The 18,954-nt window shown below is 55.2% G+C and carries 19 protein-coding genes; 16 read left to right on the top strand and 3 right to left on the bottom strand.

The genetic code is table 11. The features are described from left to right. Positions 1-60: 60 nt before the first annotated feature. Positions 61-1,785: an arginine--tRNA ligase gene (gene argS, locus NZD89_RS25730; protein WP_268005507.1), complete on the bottom strand. Its 1,725-nt coding sequence runs from the start codon at positions 1,783-1,785 to the stop codon at positions 61-63. Between the two features lie 322 nt (positions 1,786-2,107). On the opposite strand from argS, the gene NZD89_RS25725 reads away from it, so the two are divergent. From NZD89_RS25725 to NZD89_RS25690, 8 genes are all read left to right on the top strand, one after another. Further along, entirely contained in the window at positions 2,108-3,838 is a 1,731-nt protein-coding gene (locus tag NZD89_RS25725) for a tetratricopeptide repeat protein (RefSeq protein WP_268005506.1), read from the top strand. Between the two features lie 301 nt (positions 3,839-4,139). Continuing rightward, positions 4,140-4,634: an NUDIX domain-containing protein gene (locus NZD89_RS25720; protein ID WP_268005505.1), complete on the top strand. Its 495-nt coding sequence runs from the start codon at positions 4,140-4,142 to the stop codon at positions 4,632-4,634. Between the two features lie 26 nt (positions 4,635-4,660). Continuing rightward, positions 4,661-5,527 (top strand): RNase adapter RapZ, encoded by an 867-nt coding sequence (rapZ, locus tag NZD89_RS25715; protein WP_268005504.1) that lies wholly within the window; start codon positions 4,661-4,663, stop codon positions 5,525-5,527. Positions 5,528-5,529: 2 nt separating this feature from the next. Next, entirely contained in the window at positions 5,530-6,690 is a 1,161-nt protein-coding gene (gene mgfK, locus NZD89_RS25710) for a gluconeogenesis morphogenetic factor MgfK (protein ID WP_284285896.1), read from the top strand. A gap of 13 nt (positions 6,691-6,703) precedes the next feature. Further along, positions 6,704-7,645 carry a DNA-binding protein WhiA gene (gene whiA, locus NZD89_RS25705; RefSeq protein WP_268005503.1) on the top strand — a complete coding sequence of 314 codons (942 nt, stop codon included), beginning with the start codon at positions 6,704-6,706 and terminating at the stop codon, positions 7,643-7,645. Between the two features lie 134 nt (positions 7,646-7,779). Further along, positions 7,780-8,043: an HPr family phosphocarrier protein gene (locus NZD89_RS25700; RefSeq protein WP_268008616.1), complete on the top strand. Its 264-nt coding sequence runs from the start codon at positions 7,780-7,782 to the stop codon at positions 8,041-8,043. A gap of 98 nt (positions 8,044-8,141) precedes the next feature. Continuing rightward, complete coding sequence (locus NZD89_RS25695; protein ID WP_268005502.1) at positions 8,142-8,690, top strand: hypothetical protein; 549 nt, start codon at positions 8,142-8,144, stop codon at positions 8,688-8,690. Positions 8,691-8,777: 87 nt separating this feature from the next. Next, entirely contained in the window at positions 8,778-9,293 is a 516-nt protein-coding gene (locus tag NZD89_RS25690) for a DUF402 domain-containing protein (RefSeq protein ID WP_268005501.1), read from the top strand. Positions 9,294-9,388: 95 nt separating this feature from the next. On the opposite strand, the gene NZD89_RS25685 is transcribed toward NZD89_RS25690, so the two are convergent. Then, positions 9,389-9,619, bottom strand: coding sequence for a hypothetical protein (locus NZD89_RS25685; protein WP_268005500.1), 231 nt, complete (start codon positions 9,617-9,619; stop codon positions 9,389-9,391). 180 nt (positions 9,620-9,799) lie between these two features. Between NZD89_RS25685 and mutY the strand changes: the two genes are divergently transcribed. The 8 genes from mutY to NZD89_RS25645 all read left to right on the top strand — a co-directional run bounded on the left by mutY (position 9,800) and on the right by NZD89_RS25645 (position 18,084). Continuing rightward, positions 9,800-10,963: an A/G-specific adenine glycosylase gene (gene mutY, locus NZD89_RS25680; RefSeq protein ID WP_268005499.1), complete on the top strand. Its 1,164-nt coding sequence runs from the start codon at positions 9,800-9,802 to the stop codon at positions 10,961-10,963. Between the two features lie 83 nt (positions 10,964-11,046). Beyond that, positions 11,047-11,694, top strand: coding sequence for a Bax inhibitor-1/YccA family protein (locus NZD89_RS25675; RefSeq protein WP_268005498.1), 648 nt, complete (start codon positions 11,047-11,049; stop codon positions 11,692-11,694). Positions 11,695-12,073: 379 nt separating this feature from the next. After that, positions 12,074-14,485, top strand: a complete 2,412-nt coding sequence (leuS, locus tag NZD89_RS25670; RefSeq protein WP_268005497.1) for a leucine--tRNA ligase — start codon at positions 12,074-12,076, stop codon at positions 14,483-14,485. A gap of 176 nt (positions 14,486-14,661) precedes the next feature. Beyond that, a complete protein-coding gene (locus tag NZD89_RS25665) occupies positions 14,662-15,345 on the top strand; it encodes a FadR/GntR family transcriptional regulator (RefSeq protein WP_268005496.1) in 684 nt (227 codons plus the stop codon). Positions 15,346-15,441: 96 nt separating this feature from the next. Further along, entirely contained in the window at positions 15,442-15,873 is a 432-nt protein-coding gene (locus NZD89_RS25660; protein ID WP_268005495.1) for a hypothetical protein, read from the top strand. 406 nt (positions 15,874-16,279) lie between these two features. After that, a complete protein-coding gene (locus NZD89_RS25655; RefSeq protein ID WP_268005494.1) occupies positions 16,280-16,468 on the top strand; it encodes a hypothetical protein in 189 nt (62 codons plus the stop codon). 84 nt (positions 16,469-16,552) lie between these two features. After that, positions 16,553-17,611 (top strand): sporulation integral membrane protein YtvI, encoded by a 1,059-nt coding sequence (gene ytvI, locus NZD89_RS25650; RefSeq protein WP_268005493.1) that lies wholly within the window; start codon positions 16,553-16,555, stop codon positions 17,609-17,611. Further along, a complete protein-coding gene (locus NZD89_RS25645; RefSeq protein WP_268005492.1) occupies positions 17,608-18,084 on the top strand; it encodes a DUF402 domain-containing protein in 477 nt (158 codons plus the stop codon). Before ytvI ends, NZD89_RS25645 begins: the two co-directional genes overlap by 4 nt. A 14-nt stretch (positions 18,085-18,098) precedes the next feature. Here NZD89_RS25645 and NZD89_RS25640 read toward each other — a convergent pair whose 3' ends face one another. Beyond that, positions 18,099-18,677 carry an RsfA family transcriptional regulator gene (locus tag NZD89_RS25640; protein ID WP_268008615.1) on the bottom strand — a complete coding sequence of 193 codons (579 nt, stop codon included), beginning with the start codon at positions 18,675-18,677 and terminating at the stop codon, positions 18,099-18,101. Between the last annotated feature and the right edge of the window lie 277 nt (positions 18,678-18,954).

The raw sequence follows: 18,954 nt of genomic DNA, 5'->3' as shown, positions 1-18,954 counted from the left end.
TACTTCGGGCAGCCCTGTTTGTGCGCGGACTGTGTTTTTGGTCGGGCCCGGACCCGGCCGTCACATTTCCTTTGGTGCGTCCATCCCGATGAGATACAGCGCACGCGCGAGCACGTTGCGGGTGGCAAGCGTCATCGCGAGGCGACGAGTCCGCTGCGCGGATTCGGACTGCAGGATGGGGTTGTGGTGATAAAACCGGTTAAACGCATGGCACAATTGAAGGGTGTAGCGAGCCATCACGGACGGATCGTATTCGTCGACGGCGCGGTTGAGTGCCTCATTTGCTTGTGCCAGTTGGAGAACAAGTGCCCACTCGCTGTCATTGAGTGCGCTCTCGCCCTCGTCGTCGCCCTGCGCGCTGGTATCAAGGCGCATGGTTGCTTTTGCGTCGTTGGATTTGCGCAGGACACTGCAAGCGCGAGCGTGCGTGTATTGTACGTAAGGGCCCGTTTCGCCGTCGAAGTTCAGGACGTCTTCGTAGCGGAAATCGACGTCGTGAATGCGGTAGGTCTTTAGGTCGTTGAACACGACCGCACCGACACCGACGCTCGTCGCCACGGCATCCTTGTCAGCGAGGTTTGGATTTTTCTCCTCGATGATCTTCTGTGCCTCGTCGATGGCCTTGGCCAAGACATCCTCCAGGTACACGACGTGTCCTCGCCGGGTGGACAGGCGAGCCCCGTTGAACTTCATCATGCCGAAGCTGACGTGTTGCGCGCGGCTGGCATACGGTTTGCCCATCAATTCGAGGACTTTGAATAGTTGTTGGAAGTGCAGTCTCTGTTCGCCGCCCACGACGTAGATGAGCGTATCGGCGCCCAACTTGTCGTGACGGTATTCTGCCGCAGCTAGGTCGCGCGTGGCGTAGATAGAAGTGCCGTCTGACTTCTTGATGATACACGGCGGCATGTCGTACGCGGACAAATCCACCACTTCTGCGCCTTCGTCTTCGACCAGCAGCTTGTCTGCGAGGAGTTCTTCGACCACGGCGTCCATCTTGTCGTTGTAGAAACTCTCGCCGAGGTAGTGATCGAACGAGACGTTGAGCAGGGCATACGTCTCTTTGAACGCCTTCAGGCTCTCGTCGATAAACCATTGCCAAAGAGAAACAGCCTGTTGGTTGCCATCCTCGAGTTGTTTGAACCAATAGCGGCCCTCGTCCTCGAGTGCCGGATCTCGCTCGGCTTCCTCGTGAAACCTCACGTACAACTTGAATAGTTCACGCACCGGGTCGGCGCGGACAGTCGCTTCGTCGCCCCACTTCAAGTAGGCGGCAATGGTCTTGCCAAACTGTGTACCCCAGTCGCCAAGGTGGTTGATGCCAACGACTTCATAACCGTCTTCGCGCATGAGTCGGACGATGGATTCCCCGATGATGGTCGAGCGCAAGTGCCCGACGCCAAATGGTTTGGCGATGTTCGGCGACGAGTAATCGACGGCAGCCTTGTGTCCCTTATTTCGATCCGACGAGAACAGCGCGTGCGTATCCACCGCGGCGAGATTCACAACCTCCGTCGCAAAGGGCAGACGCGCCAGTGAGATGTTGAGAAATCCACCGGCAGGCGACGCCGCTGTGACAGCCGGCGATTGAACGAGTACGTCGGCCAGCGTTTGAGCGATTTCGGCGGGGTTTTTACGCAACGTCTTCGCCAGTTTGAAGCAGGGGAGGGCGAGATCTCCTAACTCTGGATTGGGTGGATATTCGAGCATTTGAACCAGTGTATCTTCATCTAAACCTGTAACAGGCTGAAGTGCCTTGGCTATTGTGGCCTTGACCGCTTTCACCAATCATCCTCCTATATTTGGAACTGTCCAGACAGAAGCTTTGCGCAAAAGATTCATCATGAGCTTCATATGATTTCAGACAGCTTTGTCTTATTATGTAATGGAATACCAATTAGGTTCCACAACGGCGTCTAAAATCGAGATGGCGCATAAAAATGGACAATCCGCCAGTTTACTCTTCACTGATTCTTCATTATAACATGGGGTATGGCGCATCGGTACTTCGCGGTCATCACCTGATGTGGTATACTTTTTTCACCAGTTCACATAACTCCATGTCAATTGCGTTCTGCCATTGACCGGCAGCTTCAGGAGGTGCCTCATGGACACTCATCATTTTCGCAAATCGTCCAACAATGGAAGCAGTAACGTCATCGCGATGAATTTTGATGCCGCTTACTTCTTTGAGCGGGGCGTCCGCTTCCTGCAGAGGAATGATTTGAATAAGGCCCTCAAAGCGTTTCGCAAGACTGTGGAATACGAACCGAACAACCCAGTTAACTACTGTAATTTAGCAGGCGTGTACTCGGAAATGGGTGACTTTGAAGCGTCGAATGAACTCCTCGAGCACGTTCTTTGCGATTTGGATCCGAATATGACTGAATGCCAGTTTTACCTTGCCAACAACTATGCAAACATGGGCGAGTACGATACGGCTGAAGAATATGTGCTGCGGTATCTCGACGCTGATCCGAACGGGGAATACGCCGATGACGCGGAAGAGATGCTCAGCGTGTTGCTCGACGAATTCGGCGGTGGCCGAGCGTTTGAAAAGTGGCAGGAAGAGAAGCGCAAATTAGATGCTCAACAGGCGACGAAGGACGGTCGCTACTTCCTCGAAAACGGTCAATTTGAAGCGGCCGTGGAGTGGTTGGAGAGCGTGATAGAAGAGGAGCCGGAGAACTATGCGGCTTACAACAACCTCTGTTTGGCGTATTACTACACCGGTCAACACGACAAGGCGCTCTCTCTGGCTGAAGACGTTCTCTATCGGCAGCCAGATAACATCCATGCCCTGTGCAATCGAGCGATTCTCGTGAAGCACTTCGGCTGGCGCGACATGCTAGACGCGGCCGCAGAACCTCTGCAAAAGGTGTTCCCGCTACATTATGACCTCGCCATGAAAGTTGGCACCACACTCGGGATTATTGGGTATCACGCCGATGCGCTCGAAACATTTTGGCGCTTGATCCGCCTGACCACCCCGCCTGAGCCAGTACTCATTCACGCCACGGCAGCGGCGGCGGCCAACTGCAAAAACTGGGCGGTGGCGGAGCGGTTTTGGCAGATGCTCGCCAGAGAGACGGACTACGAGGCGGTGGCGGACCATTATTTGCACCGCGTTGCAGAGGCGCGCAAAGACGATACTGCCTCCCTGCGCGTCAGTTATCAGCTCGATTTACCTGTCGAGGAACAACTCGCAGTCGTCAAAGATAAGCTGAAAGATACAAAGTTGGAGGCGTGGCGCCGCGACCCTCTGTTGCGGGCATCGCTCTATTGGGGATTGCGCCACGGAAATCACGAAACGCGGCGTCGGGTCATCCGCGCGCTCGCGGTCGTCGCCGACGAGGATGCCGAAAAGGCGTTGCGGCTCTTCGTAGGTCGACGGGATATCGATGAGACGTTGCGACTGCATGCCGTGGTCGCCCTCAAACGCATTGGGGCGCGCGGTACCGTGCGCCTGTTCATGGCGGACGGCGAACAGGAAGTGTCAATCGAACAGATAGATCCGGACGTCATTTTCGATTTGAATCCGAACTGGCGCGAGGTCTGGGTTCGAACGGAGGAATGGCTGCACAAGGCGCATCTGCAGAGACTGGTTCCCGAGGCGAAACGCCTCTGGCTTACGTATCTGTACGACATGTTTTTACACGTTCACCGGAGAATTGGCAAAGCTGACATTTGGGTGGCGGGCCTTATTTACATCACGTTGCGCTACTTTGGCGTACCAGTTGTGCAAAGGGAACTGGCTGAGGAGTTCGCCGTGGCCGCTTCCTCGATTCGCAAGTGCAGCGCCCGGTTAGAACAGTCCTTGTTGACGTCTGGCATCTAAGGTCGGCCTCCAGGGGATTTGACGAAAAGAAATCCGAAATGGGCAGATTGTTCGTCAATCTTGTGCAAAAATGTGGGCGATGTCACAGTTTTTTAATGCGCTTGTAACACGGCTGAAACATGCGAGGGGTAGGATACAGATGTAGCACATTTGACCCCCTTTTAATATATTTCTCCGGGCGCCCTCTGGCGCCCACTTTTTTTGTCGGCAACCGGACTCACGAGTCGCTAGCTTGTTCCAGAGGTGCTCGCTGGTAGTTCGCACATCCGCGTGCTATGCTTTCTTCAGTGAGGTGGAGCAGGTGCAACTGATCGTAAATTGCTTTGTTCCTTGGCAAGATGGTTTTGTCATGTTACAAAAGCCGCGCAGAGGTTGGTGGTACCTGCCGGGCGGAAAAGTGGAAGATAACGAACTGTGGCGACAGGCGGCTATGCGGGAGTTCTCCGAAGAATCTGGCCTTCAACTGGTGGATGCCACTTTGCGTGGGATCTACCGCGTTCAGGTTGCGGCCGGCCCAGATTCGACCGCAAAGGACAGGATCATCGCTCAATTCGTCGGCCACGGAGCAACGGGTACGTTGCTGAAGGAAAATCGTGAGGGGAAGCTGGCTGTGGTGAAGGCTGACGAACTTGCCCATCTGCCCATGGATGAAGGGGATAGGCTCATGGTTCAGCACACACTGGCCGCAGAGACCCGTGGGACTTCGGTCGTATTTTTCGGACGTTTTACATATGATGCAGACCATCAGGTACAAAGCTGGACAATCGACCCAGACAATTACCTGAACTCGGTCTGATCTGCTTGGAATGGAGGGGCTGCATAGTGACTGTGCGCTTGGAAACCGTGGTTCTAACTGGCATGTCGGGGGCTGGCAAATCCGTTGCCATGCAAGCACTTGAGGACATCGGCTTCTTCTGTGTGGACAATTTGCCACCGGCCTTGATGCCACGCCTGCTGGACATGGCGGAACACACATCCGGAACGCTCAGCAAGGTGGCTTTCGCGTGCGACCTGCGCGGTGGTTCGCTGTTTGAGCCACTCCTTACCACCGTAGAGGAGTTGCGCGGGCGCAAGGACATGGATACGACGCTCGTATTCTTGGACGCCAACGAGGCCACACTGGTGCGTCGGTACAAAGAGTCCAGGCGGCGCCATCCGCTGTCGCCTACATCGCGGCTCACGGAGAGCATCGAACAGGAGCGCTTGGCCCTGGCGGCCGTGCGGGCTGCAGCCGACTTTGTCATCGATACGAGCGATATGGCCTCAGGAGCCTTGAAGAAGGAATTGACCAGTCGCTTTCAGCCCCACATTTCCCGAATGCCCGTGCACGTGGTGTCGTTTGGATTTAAATACGGTGTGCCACTCGATGCAGACATGGTCTACGACGTACGATTTTTACCCAATCCACACTACATCGACGAGCTGCGCCCGTTCACAGGGGAAGACCAACCGGTCTACGACTACGTCATGCAGTGGCCGGCCACGCAACAGTTTGTCACCAAGGCAGAAGAGATGCTCGACTTTCTCCTCCCGGAATATCAGCGGGAAGGGAAGAGTCATCTCGTCGTCGGCATCGGTTGCACCGGCGGGAAACATCGATCCGTCGCCATCGCGCGGCATATCGCCAACCATCTTCGAGCGGTGGCGGACGTAGAACTGACACACCGGGATCGCGGGCGGGAGGGCTGAGTATGCGGCAATGGTGGTTGCTCGCTTGGACTATCGCGTGCTTTGGAGTAGGTATCCTCGCGGGTGTCCTCCGACTGGCGCGGTTGCCGTATGGCACAGCCCTTGGAATACTTGTTCTCTTCGCGGCCATCATCTTGCTCGCGTTCGGTTGGTGGCGGGACATGCGGGAAAGCCGTCGCCAGGCAAAGTGGAACGAGCGGCGCTTAAAGATCGTGGCCTTGGGCGGGGGCACGGGTCTGTCGACGATTCTTCGCGGGTTGAAGGAATTTCAGGTCGATCTCACCGCCGTCGTGACAGTTGCCGACGATGGCGGGAGTTCGGGTCGCTTGCGCCACGACTTCGCCATGCCGCCACCTGGGGACATCCGCAACTGTCTAGTGGCGATGGCAGACACGGAGCCGCTTCTCGAACGGCTGCTTCAGTTTCGCTTTCCGTCGGGAGAAGGACTCGAAGGACATAGCTTTGGGAATCTATTTCTGGCTGCAATGACGCACATCATGGGCGATTTTGAATCCGCCATCCGGGAGACCAGTCGAGTGTTAGCCGTTCGCGGACAAGTATTGCCGGCCGTGAAGGACGACGTGCGCCTGCGGGCTTACTTGACGAATGGCACAGTGGTCGAAGGGGAGTCTAACATTCCAGAAGCTGGTGGCGAAGTGGAGCGCCTCGAGCTGGTGGCGGACCACTTGGAGCCCCTCCCAGAGGTATTGCGCGCCATCGCCGCGGCGGATGCCATCGTGGTTGGACCTGGAAGTTTGTTTACGAGTATTCTGCCGAACTTGATCGTTCCGGGGATGGTCGAGGCCATTCGCCACAGCAAAGCGCGGAAAATCTACGTGTGCAACGTGATGACGCAACCGGGAGAGACGGACGAACTCTCTGCATCCAGTCACGTCAAAGCCATCTACCGCCACGTGGGCGAAGGGCTGTTCGATTACGTGCTAGTGAATGCAGCGCCTTTGCCTGAGGAAGCGTTGCAGAAGTATCAATCCCAACAGAGTTACCCGGTGCGAGTGGACATTGAAGAGTTAAATCGGATGGGGCTGAAAGTGGTGGCGCGTGACTTTGTACACTATGCGACCTACGCGCGTCACGACAGCCGCAAAATCGCGGAGCAGATTGTGAGCTTGTTGGGTTACGAGCGGGATCGGCGGCGAGGATAGGAGGGTTCGCACTGTGTCGTTTGCGGCGGATACGAAGAAGGAACTGACACAAATTTCTCAGCAGAGTTGCTGCGCCAGGAGTGAACTTCGCGCCATCCTTGGACTGGGCGGCTGCTTTGCGACCATCGACGGGCGGCGCCAATTGTTAGTCGAGACGGAAAACGTCGCTACGGCGAGGCGAATTTACACCATCCTCAAAGAGCAATTCGAGACGCGTTGCGAAGTCGTCGTGCGCAAAAAGATGCGGCTGAAGAAGAACAACGTGTACGCAATTCGCCTGCCGGGAGCGCCAGCGGAATCGGTTCTGGAACAACTCGGGTGGACGGGCGCAGTCCATGATGGACCGTTGGCGGCGAACTGGCCCAAACCGGACGACGATTGTTGTAAACGGGCCTTTCTTCGCGGAAGCTTTCTCGCGGGAGGGTCTGTCAACGCACCGGGGAGCCCTTCTTATCACTTGGAGATCTACACGGTGTCGGAGCCGATGGCGCGCGTGGTGCTCGAGTTGATGAACGAATACGAACTGCACGCGCGGCTCACACCGCGCAAAAAAGGGCATATCGTATATTTGAAAGAAGGCGAGAAAATCGTCGATTTTCTCAATCTTATCGGCGCAGTTCAGGCGTTGTTGAAGTTCGAGGACACGCGAATTCTGAAAGGGATGCGCAACCAGGTAAATCGGTTGGTCAACTGCGAGACGGCCAATTTGAACAAGACGATTACTGCGGCGGTGCGTCAACTGGAAAACATCCAATATATCGAGCACAGACTTGGCCTCCAACAACTCCCGGACAATTTGCGCGAGGTCGCCGAATTGCGCTTGCGTTATCCCGAGGCGAATCTGCAGGAACTCTGTCGACGTTTGGGGAATCGCGTGTCGAAGTCCGGGTTGAACCACAGATTTAGAAAATTGGGGGAAATTGCCGATCGGCTGCGGACCAATCGAACTACGTAGTCAGAATATCGCCAAAATTGGATCGGTCAAGCGCTGTCTATCAAAATCCTTACATGCTATACTTGAACTTACTCAAATGAGGGTATTCGGGGCTTAGCCCTGGATTACTACTACGATGAAACACGGTGATACCCATGGTAGAGAAGGAAGTTGTAGTCAAAATTCAAGGTGGTCTGTTTGCTCGAGCAGCGGCAAATTTCGTGCAGGCTGCAAATCGCTTTCGAGCGGAAGTCACCCTCGAAAAGGACGGCAAATCCGTCAATGCGAAGAGCATCATGGGCGTGATGTCCCTGGCGGTAGCCTCTGGGCAGACGGTAGTCGTACGCGCAAATGGTGGGGATGAGCAACAGGCAGTCGAGCAACTCGTGGAGTTCATTCAAACCGAGCACCTGTCGTAACGAATGTACGAACGACAAGGGTGCTCGTCCTCGGCTTGTTCTTTCCCGATGGGCTTGGTCATATACTGAGACATCGGTTGAAAGCAGGGGTGCTAACCATGAGGATGCGTCTTGTCAAACGGCGTGGACGCCTGCCCTATCGCGTGGTCTTCGTGATACTCGCCATCGTTGGTCTGGGTCTCTTTGAGGCGTATCGTTTAGTGATGCCATATGTGGCACGAAACCCAATGTATCACGAGGTCACCATTGGGGAACCAGTGATTGACAAGTGGAATTACGATGGTGAGGATGAAGAAGGTTATCTCAAATTTTACAATACGTCCTCCGACCAGGTTGCAGTCTTGCCACCGACCTCCAAGCTGTTTGGAGCGGATGGGAAGTTCGTCGTGATCGAGCGGGCGGATTCGGGGTCCTTGACGTACGCTTCTCCACTCGAAAGCGCACCGCCAATCTGGTATGCCGTGATGGTCATGTTTGTGGGGGCGGCCATCTGGCTCATCATGTACAGGCTGAGCTCCAGCCGGAAACACCGCATGCATCTCCGCAAGGCCCCGCCGTTTTCATCCGCGCTTACTACACCGCACCCGTCCGGCCAAACTCGCCGGTTCCGTCCCTCCAAACGCCAAAAATCGCGCTTTTTCCGTTGACATTCGGTCGTGTTAGGATAGCTTTGTGTTTTTTGCAACTCATGGTAACCTATACTATGACTGTTTTGTTTGGAAGGGGGGGCGTGTGTGGCGCTGCGAGCGGGCCGCGTTCAACAAATCCACAAGCGTGAAGAGCGTGGAATTGATAGATCAAATGAACCATTTAAAATTGAAAAATTCTTTCGACGACCGGGACTAGTTGTCGTGGAGCGGCCAGCGTTTGAGCATGGCTACAGCAACCACCTGCGAGAAATATACCCCCAATGGGGAATCGCGGTGAGCACTTGCTTGAATATGGGTACCCCCATCAAGCATCCGCGTCTCCGGTTTGACCATTATGTAGATCTCGTCAAAGTCTGGGAGGATCAAGAGTACATCTACGTTGAGGATATGTATGTGGATGTCTTGTTATACGAGAGATCCTACTACCACGTCATCGACTTAGAGGAATTTGGCGAAGCATTATTCACGCGTCAAGTGAGTATGGCGGAAGCTCGACGCGTGCTTGAAAATACCCAAAAATTTGTGGATAGCATGAAACGCAGCCGATTGTCCTACCAAGTGTGGAAACACAAGTATGGGATCCATCGGCGCTATCTATAAAACTCGGTTCGCCCTGAACGAGAAGCACGTTTTTTGTGAGCGCATGAGAAGGAGACAGAGTTTTTCAACTCTGTCCCTGCTGTCGCCGTCAGAAATCAGCTTTCAATTTCTCGCATGACCTCTTCCGCGATGGCGGTTGCACTGCTGTCGGATGGTGAATGAGATCCAGCCGTCATTCGCACACCCTGAGCTTTACGCACAGCTTCCCACGCAGCGATGCCCACACTGGCACCGACGAACAATGCGGTCATCGTTCCCATACCGCTTCTGCGTCTCGGCATGATACGATAACGGACAGAACTTGCCACTGCGTTCATAAGACCCATGGACAGCACCCCCTCGGCTGTATTTTGTCCTTCTTCCCCGTTTGTATGTTCGGCTTTGTGCTGCGTTTGATGTGTACATGGTACACTTGTAGTACCCCACAGCCCTTCTCAATATCTGTATCACTCGAGGTTCTAGGAAACAGGGTCGACCGTTTGTGAGACCTCGCAAGGAGGGAATTGATGCATTTGCGAAAGAGTTCGGAAAGGCTGGCTGCCTTTGCACATAAGCTAGTAAAGTGGTTCGAGCAAAATAAGCGGTCGCTCCCGTGGCGGGAAACGTCAGATCCCTACCGGATTTTGGTGAGCGAGACGATGTTGCAGCAGACTCGGGTGGAGACCGTCGTTCCGTATTATCACCGGTTTTTAGAGCGGTTCCCAGACGTGCAAAGCTTAGCTCAGGCGCCCGAACAAGATGTGATGAAACTGTGGCAGGGCCTTGGCTATTACGCGCGCGCCAGAAATTTACAGCGGGCTGCAGCGGCGGTAGTTGAGCAGTACGCCGGGCAATTCCCAAGAGCGGTCGACGAGGTGCGCTCGTTGCCTGGCGTAGGTCCGTACACGAGCGGAGCGGTGATGAGCATCGCGTTTAATCGGCCTGTGGCGGCGGTGGATGGGAACGTGTTGCGCGTGATGTCGCGGTACTTGGGAATTGAGCAGCCTATCGACCATCCGCCCGTCAAACGGGAGATCACAGAGCACGTGCAACATGCGGTCGAGCAGACCGTTCCGCAGTCGTTTACCCAAGCACTCATGGAGTTGGGCGCGATGGTCTGCACGCCGCGTAAGCCTCAGTGCCTCGCCTGTCCAATTCAGGATGATTGCACCGCCTTTGCACAGGCTAGTGTGGATTCCATCCCGGTCAAGCGCCCGAAGCGAGCCAGGAAGCCGCTCACGGTGATGGCGCTGTGGATTGAACAGGATGGAAGGCTGCTCGTGGAGCAGCGGCAAGGCGAAGGGCTTCTCGCGAATATGTGGCAGTTGCCGTCTCTGGAAGTCGACGGGCCAAACGGGGACGAGGAGGTGCTTGCCAGTCTGGCGCGAAGACGTTTGGCGCAGCTGTTTCCCGGCCATACCGAAGATAGGGGCTGGTTGGTGCGGGAGGGGCCGAGTGATGTGCGCGAGTTCGCGGAAATCGCGTCTGCCAAGCACATTTTTACCCACCTCGAGTGGGATGTGCGCGTATTGCGGCCGATTGGCGTACAATTCGACCCAGGCGCAATCGACCTGCCGCAAAACGCGCAGTTTGTGCCCACTGCTCAGCTACGGCAGTTGGTCTGGCCGAAAGTCTATGTAAAAATATTGTATGACGTACTGAAGGTCGACGTCGCGACTGTGACGTCTTAAACGGGCCCGGAGTGGGACAGACAGAAACCTGTTGTCTGCGGTCGCTCGGGTCACCGGAAATGGCTAACGTGGAGGGAGATTTCATGCAAACGTACACCGTGTCTCAGAATCGGGTTCTCGGGCGCGTCTTTTTTGGCCTGTTTGGCACGCTTTTGGCCGCACTCGTCGGCGTCCTGGTCGGCACGCAAATTCCTACGGTGCTGATTGGCGTTCTCAGCATTGTGGAACTCGTGATGATCTTCGTGGCGATGTTCCGGCAGAGAAAAAAGGCAATTGGGTTTCCGTTCGTCTACGCTTTTACGTTTATCTCTGGCATAACCCTTTGGCCGATTATCCACAGCTACGCGGTCATGCTCGGAGCGGGGCTCGTCATCCAGGCACTTGGTGTCGCAGCTGGGGCGTTCCTCATCGCGTCGATTGTCGCGTCGCGATCATCGATGGATTTCTCGTTTCTCGGAGGTTTTTTGTTCATCGGTCTAATGGCGCTTTTGTTGATGGGGCTTGTCTCCATCTTCACGGCATTTTCCTCGGCGATGAACCTCGCCTATTCGCTCATTGGCATCGGTGTGTTTATCGGTTACATCCTGTTTGACGTCAACCGTATGGCCAAGTATGGGATATCGGAGCAAGCCGTGCCGTGGGTCGTGCTTTCCCTGTACCTCGACTTCGTCAACCTGTTTTTGTTCGTGTTGCGCCTGATGGGCGTACTAGGCTCCTCGGACCGCAGATAAGGTTTGCAAAAACACGGCGCATGGGTATACTGAAAGACAGCGAAATACACAAATCCGACGAAGCACAGCTTTTGCTGGAAGCCGCGAGTATTGGGCGTATGCTGTGGCCGTTTGCAGCGTGATTGCCTGTAGAGACTTGGTGGTTGGTGCAAACCAAGACCGCGTTCCTGTAACCTCCGTGCGAAGGATTTCACCTGAAAGGCCCTCTTGCAGCATTAGGGTGGTCGTATAGGGAGAAACGCGAGCCTGGCGTTAGAGGTTGAGTGGAAGCGAGTGCGATACATGTATCGCGCCGTCTTCAATGTAGGTGGTACCACGGGATTCATGCCTCTCGTCCTATTCGGGCGGGGGGCTTTTTGATGATCAGGAGGATCAACACATGGACTATCAGTCGCAGCAGGTTGAAGCAAAGTGGAAGGCGCGCTGGAAGGAATCTGGCGCGCATCGCGCAGACAAGCACAGTGGAAAGCCGAAGTATTACTGTCTCGACATGTTCCCGTATCCGTCCGGCAACGGATTACACGTCGGCCACTGGCGAGGCTACACCATCTCCGACGTTTGGAGCCGCTATAAGCGCATGCACGGATTCGAAATCCTGCACCCGATGGGCTGGGATGCATTTGGCTTGCCGGCGGAGAACTACGCCATCCAACACGGCGTTCATCCGCGTATCAGCACGGCGGAAAACGTGGCCAATTTCAAACGTCAGCTCGAGGAAATCGGTGCTATGTACGATTGGGATCGGGAGATTAACACCACGGACCCCGAGTTCTATCGCTGGACACAGTACTTTTTCGTGAAGATGTTCGAGCAAGGCCTTGCGTATCGCAAAAAGATGCCGATCAACTGGTGCCCAAGTTGCAAGACAGGGCTCGCCAACGAAGAGGTAGTGGACGGCAAGTGCGATCGCTGTGGGTCTGATGTCACGAAAAAAGAGATGTATCAGTGGATGCTCAAGATCACGGCCTATGCTGACCGCTTGTTAGACGACCTCGATAAACTGGACTGGCCGGAGCACGTCAAGCGGATGCAGCGGGCGTGGATTGGCCGCAGTGAAGGTGCGCGCATCCGCTTCAAACTGTCAAATCACCCGGATGAAATCGAAGTGTTTTCGACCCGGCCGGACACCATCTACGGCGCTACGTACATGGTGTTGGCGCCAGAGCATCCGCTCGTTCAAACGATTACGACCGCAGAGCAGCGGACCGCCGTCGAGTCATATGTCGACGAATCCTTACGTAAATCAAATATCGAACGGCAGCAGGTAGGCGACAAGACGAAGACGGGCGTATTCACCGGGGCATTCGTGGAACATCCGCTCGTGGATCGCAAACTTCCGGTGTGGGTGGCCGACTACGTGCTGATGGACTATGGTACGGGCGCAATTATGGCCGTCCCGGCGCACGACGAACGCGACTACGAATTTGCACAGGAGTTTGGACTCGAGATCATTCCTGTCGTTCAACCGCAAGACGGCCCCGTTGACGGACTGTACACGGGGGATGGGGTACTTACCAATTCGCACACGCTAAACGGGATGAAGGTGGCCGACGCCAAGCGCGCTGCCATCGAACTCTTGCAGTCGACTGGGCAGGCCGAGGCGACCGTCAACTACCGACTGCGCGACTGGGTGTTCGCCCGTCAGCGTTACTGGGGTGAACCTATTCCCATCATCCACTGCGATGCGTGTGGACCGGTCGCGGTACCAGTTGAGCAGTTGCCCGTCCGGCTTCCGGAAGTGGAGCGCTACGAGCCGACGGGGACAGGCGAATCGCCGCTGGCGGCCATCGCCGAGTTCGTCAACACCACTTGTCCAAAATGTCACGCACCTGCGAAGCGGGAGACGGATACGATGCCGCAGTGGGCGGGCTCATCGTGGTATTTCCTGCGCTACGCGGACCCGAACAACGACGAGGCGCCGTTCTCGAAAGAGGCAATCGACTACTGGCTGCCTGTCGACATGTACATCGGCGGTGTGGAGCACGCAGTATTGCACCTCCTGTACTCCCGTTTTTACACGAAGTTTATTTACGATCTCGGCTTGATTCAGTTCGACGAACCGTTTCAACGTCTGTTCACACAAGGCATGATGACACTCAACGGCGCCAAGATGAGCAAGTCGAAAGGCAACGTCGTCAACCCTGATGACATCATTCGCGACTACGGCATCGACGCGCTGCGGATGTACGAGATGTTTGTCGGCCCTCCGGAAGACGAAGCGGAGTGGAGTACGAACGGACTCGAAGGCGTCTCGCGCTTCCTGCAACGCGTTTACCGGCTTATCCAGGCACACTCGACGAAAAGCGTACCTGAGCGCGAGGCGCTCACCAAATTGCGGCACCGATTTGTCGCCTCGTTGACCGAACGGATGGAAGGATTCCGCTTCAACACTGCAGTGAGTGCGTTCATGGAGTACGTGAACGCGTTGTCCGCCGAGTCGAAGCAGGGCATCGACCGGGCGACGATGGACACGCTGGCGCTCACCTTGGCGCCGTTTGCGCCACACATGAGCGAAGAGATGTGGGAGATGCTTGGCCACAAGACTTCCGTGTTCGACGCGACTTGGCCGACGTTTGAGGAAAAGTGGCTGAAGGACGACGAAATCGAGATTGCGGTTCAGGTCAACGGACGCGTGCGGGCGAAATTGGTCGTCGCGGCTGACGCTTCCGACGAAGCGGCCATCGCGGCGGCAAAATCGCTTCCTGAGATGCAGGAGTGGCTAGCTGGCAAGGAGATCGTCAAGCAAATTTACGTCCAGGGACGACTCGTCAACTTGGTCGTCAAGGGTTGAACTGGAATATTTACTCAACGTTCTCGTGACTGTAAATATTTGCAGGGGTGGCCCGGAGGCGAACGAACCTCGGGCCGGGGCCCCTCGCCTCGAAGAGGAGCCCGTTCCACTCGTCGCAAATGGGCATGTGATGGTACACGGGGTGTACTGATGATCCTGGGTAAGAGGGAGATGCGGTGAACGAGTTCTCGCCAATCGGACAAAAATTGTATATGCGCATCGCTCAGCAGATTCGGTCGATGATTGAAGATGGCGTGCTGCGCCCTGGCGATAGGTTGCCGCCGCTGAAAAACCTCGCAGAGGAGTTCGGCTGCAGCCGTGCGACCGTGCGCGAGGCGCTCGGGGCCCTTCGCGGTCAAGGGTTGGTCGAGCTTCGTCACGGCGATGGCACCTATGTGCGAACGGCCAGTGTGGAGATGTGGATGCAGCCCCTGGACGCGGCTGTGCTCCTAGGGACAGACCACGTGTCTGACCTCGTCGAACTCCAAACAGCCGTTCTCGCCGCCATCGCATCTTCGGCCGCAAAGCGGCGGGCCACAAGGGATTATTCCAACCTCTCCCGAGCGCTGTTCGAACTCGAGGCATCCGGACGACATAGTGAACACCGCATTGCGAGCGAACTCCACTTTTATGCCGTCCTCGCGGAATGTGCGGAGAATCAGGTGTTGGAAAACACCTTTCGCGTTCTCCAAGAGGCGCTGCGCAGCAGCTTGCGGCTCCTTAGCCCCAAGCGCGAAGTGGGCCTGCAGACTTGTCGGGCCGTGTACGACGCCGTTCAAATGGAGCAGCCAGAGCGGGCGCGGGAGATCATCTACGCCTACGGCGAACACCTGCTTGAGCAGGCTGCACAAAGAAAATGACAGACACGTGACAGAGTGACTACAAATCCGTGACGAAATAGTGTAGAATAGCAATGTAAGCGCTATCAACCGACTTGGCGAAAGGTTGGTTTGAAAATGGCACCTAAGCTACTCGTGGCTGCATTTGCAGCTGACGACCGCCCGCATGTCGACAAAGCCATCCGCAACGGAATCGACGTGCGAATTCTCGATTGTTTCGAGGACACGCACGCTCAAGTACAATCCTGGTACAAACATCGCTGTATTCACGTCCCTGCCCACAGGCTCTCCGTCAAGGGCGCTGTGCAACAGGAGCGTTTCGACATGGCCGTGATCCGCGAGGGCAACTACGACTTCGTGCGCACCGCCTTACTGGCGCAGACGCTTCGCGATGCGAAAGTCGAGGAAGTGGTTGTGATCTCCAGCGATCACTCTAAGATACCGATTTACCGTCGATGTGGTGCACACCAAGTGATCGTTTCTGAAAATTTGTCAGACTTCTGGTCGCAGTTCGACCTCACCGCAATGTCGCACGTCTCGGCCTCCTAGTGGGGGCCGGTGTGCGAGAGGGTGATGGGTGCCGAACCGCTGTGTTGGCACCCCGGTAGGCTATACGGATGCTGCTCCCAGGCTAGCTTGAACTTCCCCCCAAGCGTCGACCCTACACGGCGGGTCCGTACGTATGCGCTGCACATGCCCGCCATCCACGACTTGTCGACAAGGCCGGTCCTGTCGTTCCCCGTTCGCAATGCTTGCGCTATCCCGGATTGGGAGCGACCGGTTCACTCGCGTTTTTCTACGGTCCGTTCGAACGCTTCGACAATATCACCCTATCAGCCCGCCTTCCACGCCATTCCTCTAGTCGCATGTGGTATGATGAGGTTAACGCGGCCCGCCTGTTTGGGTTTGGGAAGACGCGGAGTATACGCTGGAAAAGATGAAGGAGGGGCAGTAGTTGACCACTTCGTTTAAGATAATGTTTTTCTTTGTTTCCCTGTTCACAATGGGTTGTTTTGCGCTCGGTTCTGTAATGATGGCACAGGGGCGAGGGTGGTTGGCGACGCTATTTTTCGTACTGGCCGTCGTCATGACAGGGACCGGATTTGTGACGAAGCGCCGGTTGGCTCGACCCCAATCACAGTAGGCGGAAGGGGATTCGTTGGTGCGATCACCGCGTCGGGATGTGGAAATGCGCCGGTACCTTTGGCGTGTTTTAGAAGTGTGTTTCATGCTGGTGTTTATCATTGTGTTCGCACTGTTGCTTGGATATCTCATGAAGTATATCCTCCCATTCGTCATTGGGTGGGTGTTTGCAATCCTCTTAATCCCCCCCACGAGATGGTTGGAGCGGGTTGGGGTATCGAGGCTGGTCGCTGTGGTCGTCACGTTGATTTGTATGGTGGCGGCTGCCATCGCGGTGATGCTAGGTGTGACCATTGGGGCGACGCGCGAGGCGGGATCTTTTATCGCGAACAGCCAATCGTTCTTTACATATGCGGACCATTTTATCCACCGAAAACTCACGGCAGGTAAGGTCTTTTATGGGCAGATGCCGCCACAGGTAGGTACGCAGATCCAGAACGCACTCGTCCAACTCGGTCAGAGTATTGAGAGTTCCATGCGCAGGTTTGTCACTTCGCTCCTCGGCTCGTTTACGCAGATTCCGGAGATGTTGTTCGTGGGCGTCGTCGCGGTGGTTACAGCCTTTTTCATCATGTTGCGCCACGAGCGGATGATGACCAGATTTTTACGCATCGTGCCACCGGGATGGGACAAGAAGATCAATAGCATCCTCGACGACATGTCCAGGGCATTTCTCGGGACGATTCGCGTGCAGTTTATTTTGATGTGCATGTCTGCCGTGCTAGGCGTCGTCGGGATGTTGGTGCTACATGTTCATTACGCGGTGCTGCTCGGCATTTTGTTCGGCTTGTCGGGGCTCATTCCGATTTTGGGGTCAGCGATTTTGACCGTCCCTTGGGCGATTGGTGCACTTGTTATCGGAGATGTGTCGCTCGCGCTGAAGGTCCTTGGCCTGCAGGTTGTCATTTCGTTGATTCGGCACATGGTGGAGCCGAAAATTTTGGCGGATACGGTTGGACTCGATACGTTAACGACCCTGTTTTCACTGTACGTTGGATTGAAAGTGATTGGGGTTTTGGGGTTGTTCATCGGGCCGATTATCCTGATTGGAGCTAAAGGGCTGCTTCGAACGCACATGTTTGTGGACCTGTTGCCGAACTTCACGGAGGTGGACAAAGACGCTGGTGGGGGGGCAGACTCGTGAATATTGTGAGTATTCATGCGGATGGAAGTCCACATCGGCGGTGGACAGAGGTGTTGCCGACGACGGTCAAAGGCGCATACCGAATCCCCGCCGGGAGTCCCGTCGTCGAGGCGAACGGCCAAACGTGGGCGAGTGACTACCCTGTCGTCGCCTTCTTTTGGCCAAACGTCTACTTTCAGGTCTTCATGCTGTTGAAGGAGTCTGGGACGGACTACTATTGTAACGTGATGGCGCCGGCGCTCATCGCAAAGGACATCGTCTATATTGATCTCGACCTCGACGTCATCGTCACCGATGGACAAGTAAAGTTGGTTGATGAAAAAGAGTTCAGAGAGCGCAAGGTTACCTACCTACCAGAGTGGGTGCGGGCAGCAGAAGCGGCTTCTGAATGGCTTGTGCAGCAGGCGCAGCGGCGGCAGGGGGTATTTCATCCCGCCACCGGGCTAGGGTGGCGGACATCGTTGTATACATAATTCCATTCATTCCATTAGCTCTCAGGATTAGGGCGACCAGTGTCCCCTAACAGCTTGCGAGCACGTTCCATAATGGCAAATAGCGTACGAGAATCCTCCTCTAATTGTTCGGGTGTCACGTCCTTCTCGATGACGACCGATTGCGTCTGCAACTGCCTTTGTAATGACTCAACCTGTTCAGCCAACTCGTGCTTTTCCTTCTCAATCTGAGTTAAGTATGCCCGGAGTTTATGGTATTGCTCGTCATATGTTTGGAGGAAGTCAATGACGTCCTTCATCGAATCGCTGGTGGTATGCGGAAGTGCTTCGACAACTGGGGTGGAAGTAGTTGCGTCGAAAGTTCTTGCGGGTTCAGATACGCCATTCTTTCTGCTCTGCTTTGCCGCCTCGATCTCGGCGCGATAATCTTTGCGAACCACGCCGTTCCAACGGTATCCGCATGCTGCAGGCGTCCGGCCAAGCAAACTGGCCGCCTCTTCAAACGCCTTCAGTTGTGTGCTTCCGTTGCGGATGTGTTTGAGTACCAAGTCCGCCAAACGAATATCATCATCAGGTGTCCACGCGTCTGAGCGCGAGGCCCATTTCTCTACCATTTGCAAGGTGATTCCTCCCTACAGTCTGTACTATACTTTATTTCCATGCTGTACAAGATTCATACAGTGCCTCTATGGGCTTCTCATTATCATGCTATGATCCATTTTTGAAATCGTGACCTGTTGAATTGAAATTTCGTAGAAAGCCCGGTTAGGACAGCCTACAGTCACTTAAATTCCCAAAAAATCCGAACAGGAGTTCGTGCTTTTTGCGTCGAAACATGTCGGATGTGCGGTTGGACAGGCGTTTCTATCGTAGTAAAGTAGAGAGGTGAGG

It is taken from the genome of Alicyclobacillus fastidiosus (assembly GCF_026651875.1).
Classification (GTDB): domain Bacteria; phylum Bacillota; class Bacilli; order Alicyclobacillales; family Alicyclobacillaceae; genus Alicyclobacillus; species Alicyclobacillus fastidiosus.
The sequence above is the reverse complement of the archived record's forward strand: the minus strand, read 5'-3'. Positions and strand labels throughout refer to the sequence as shown.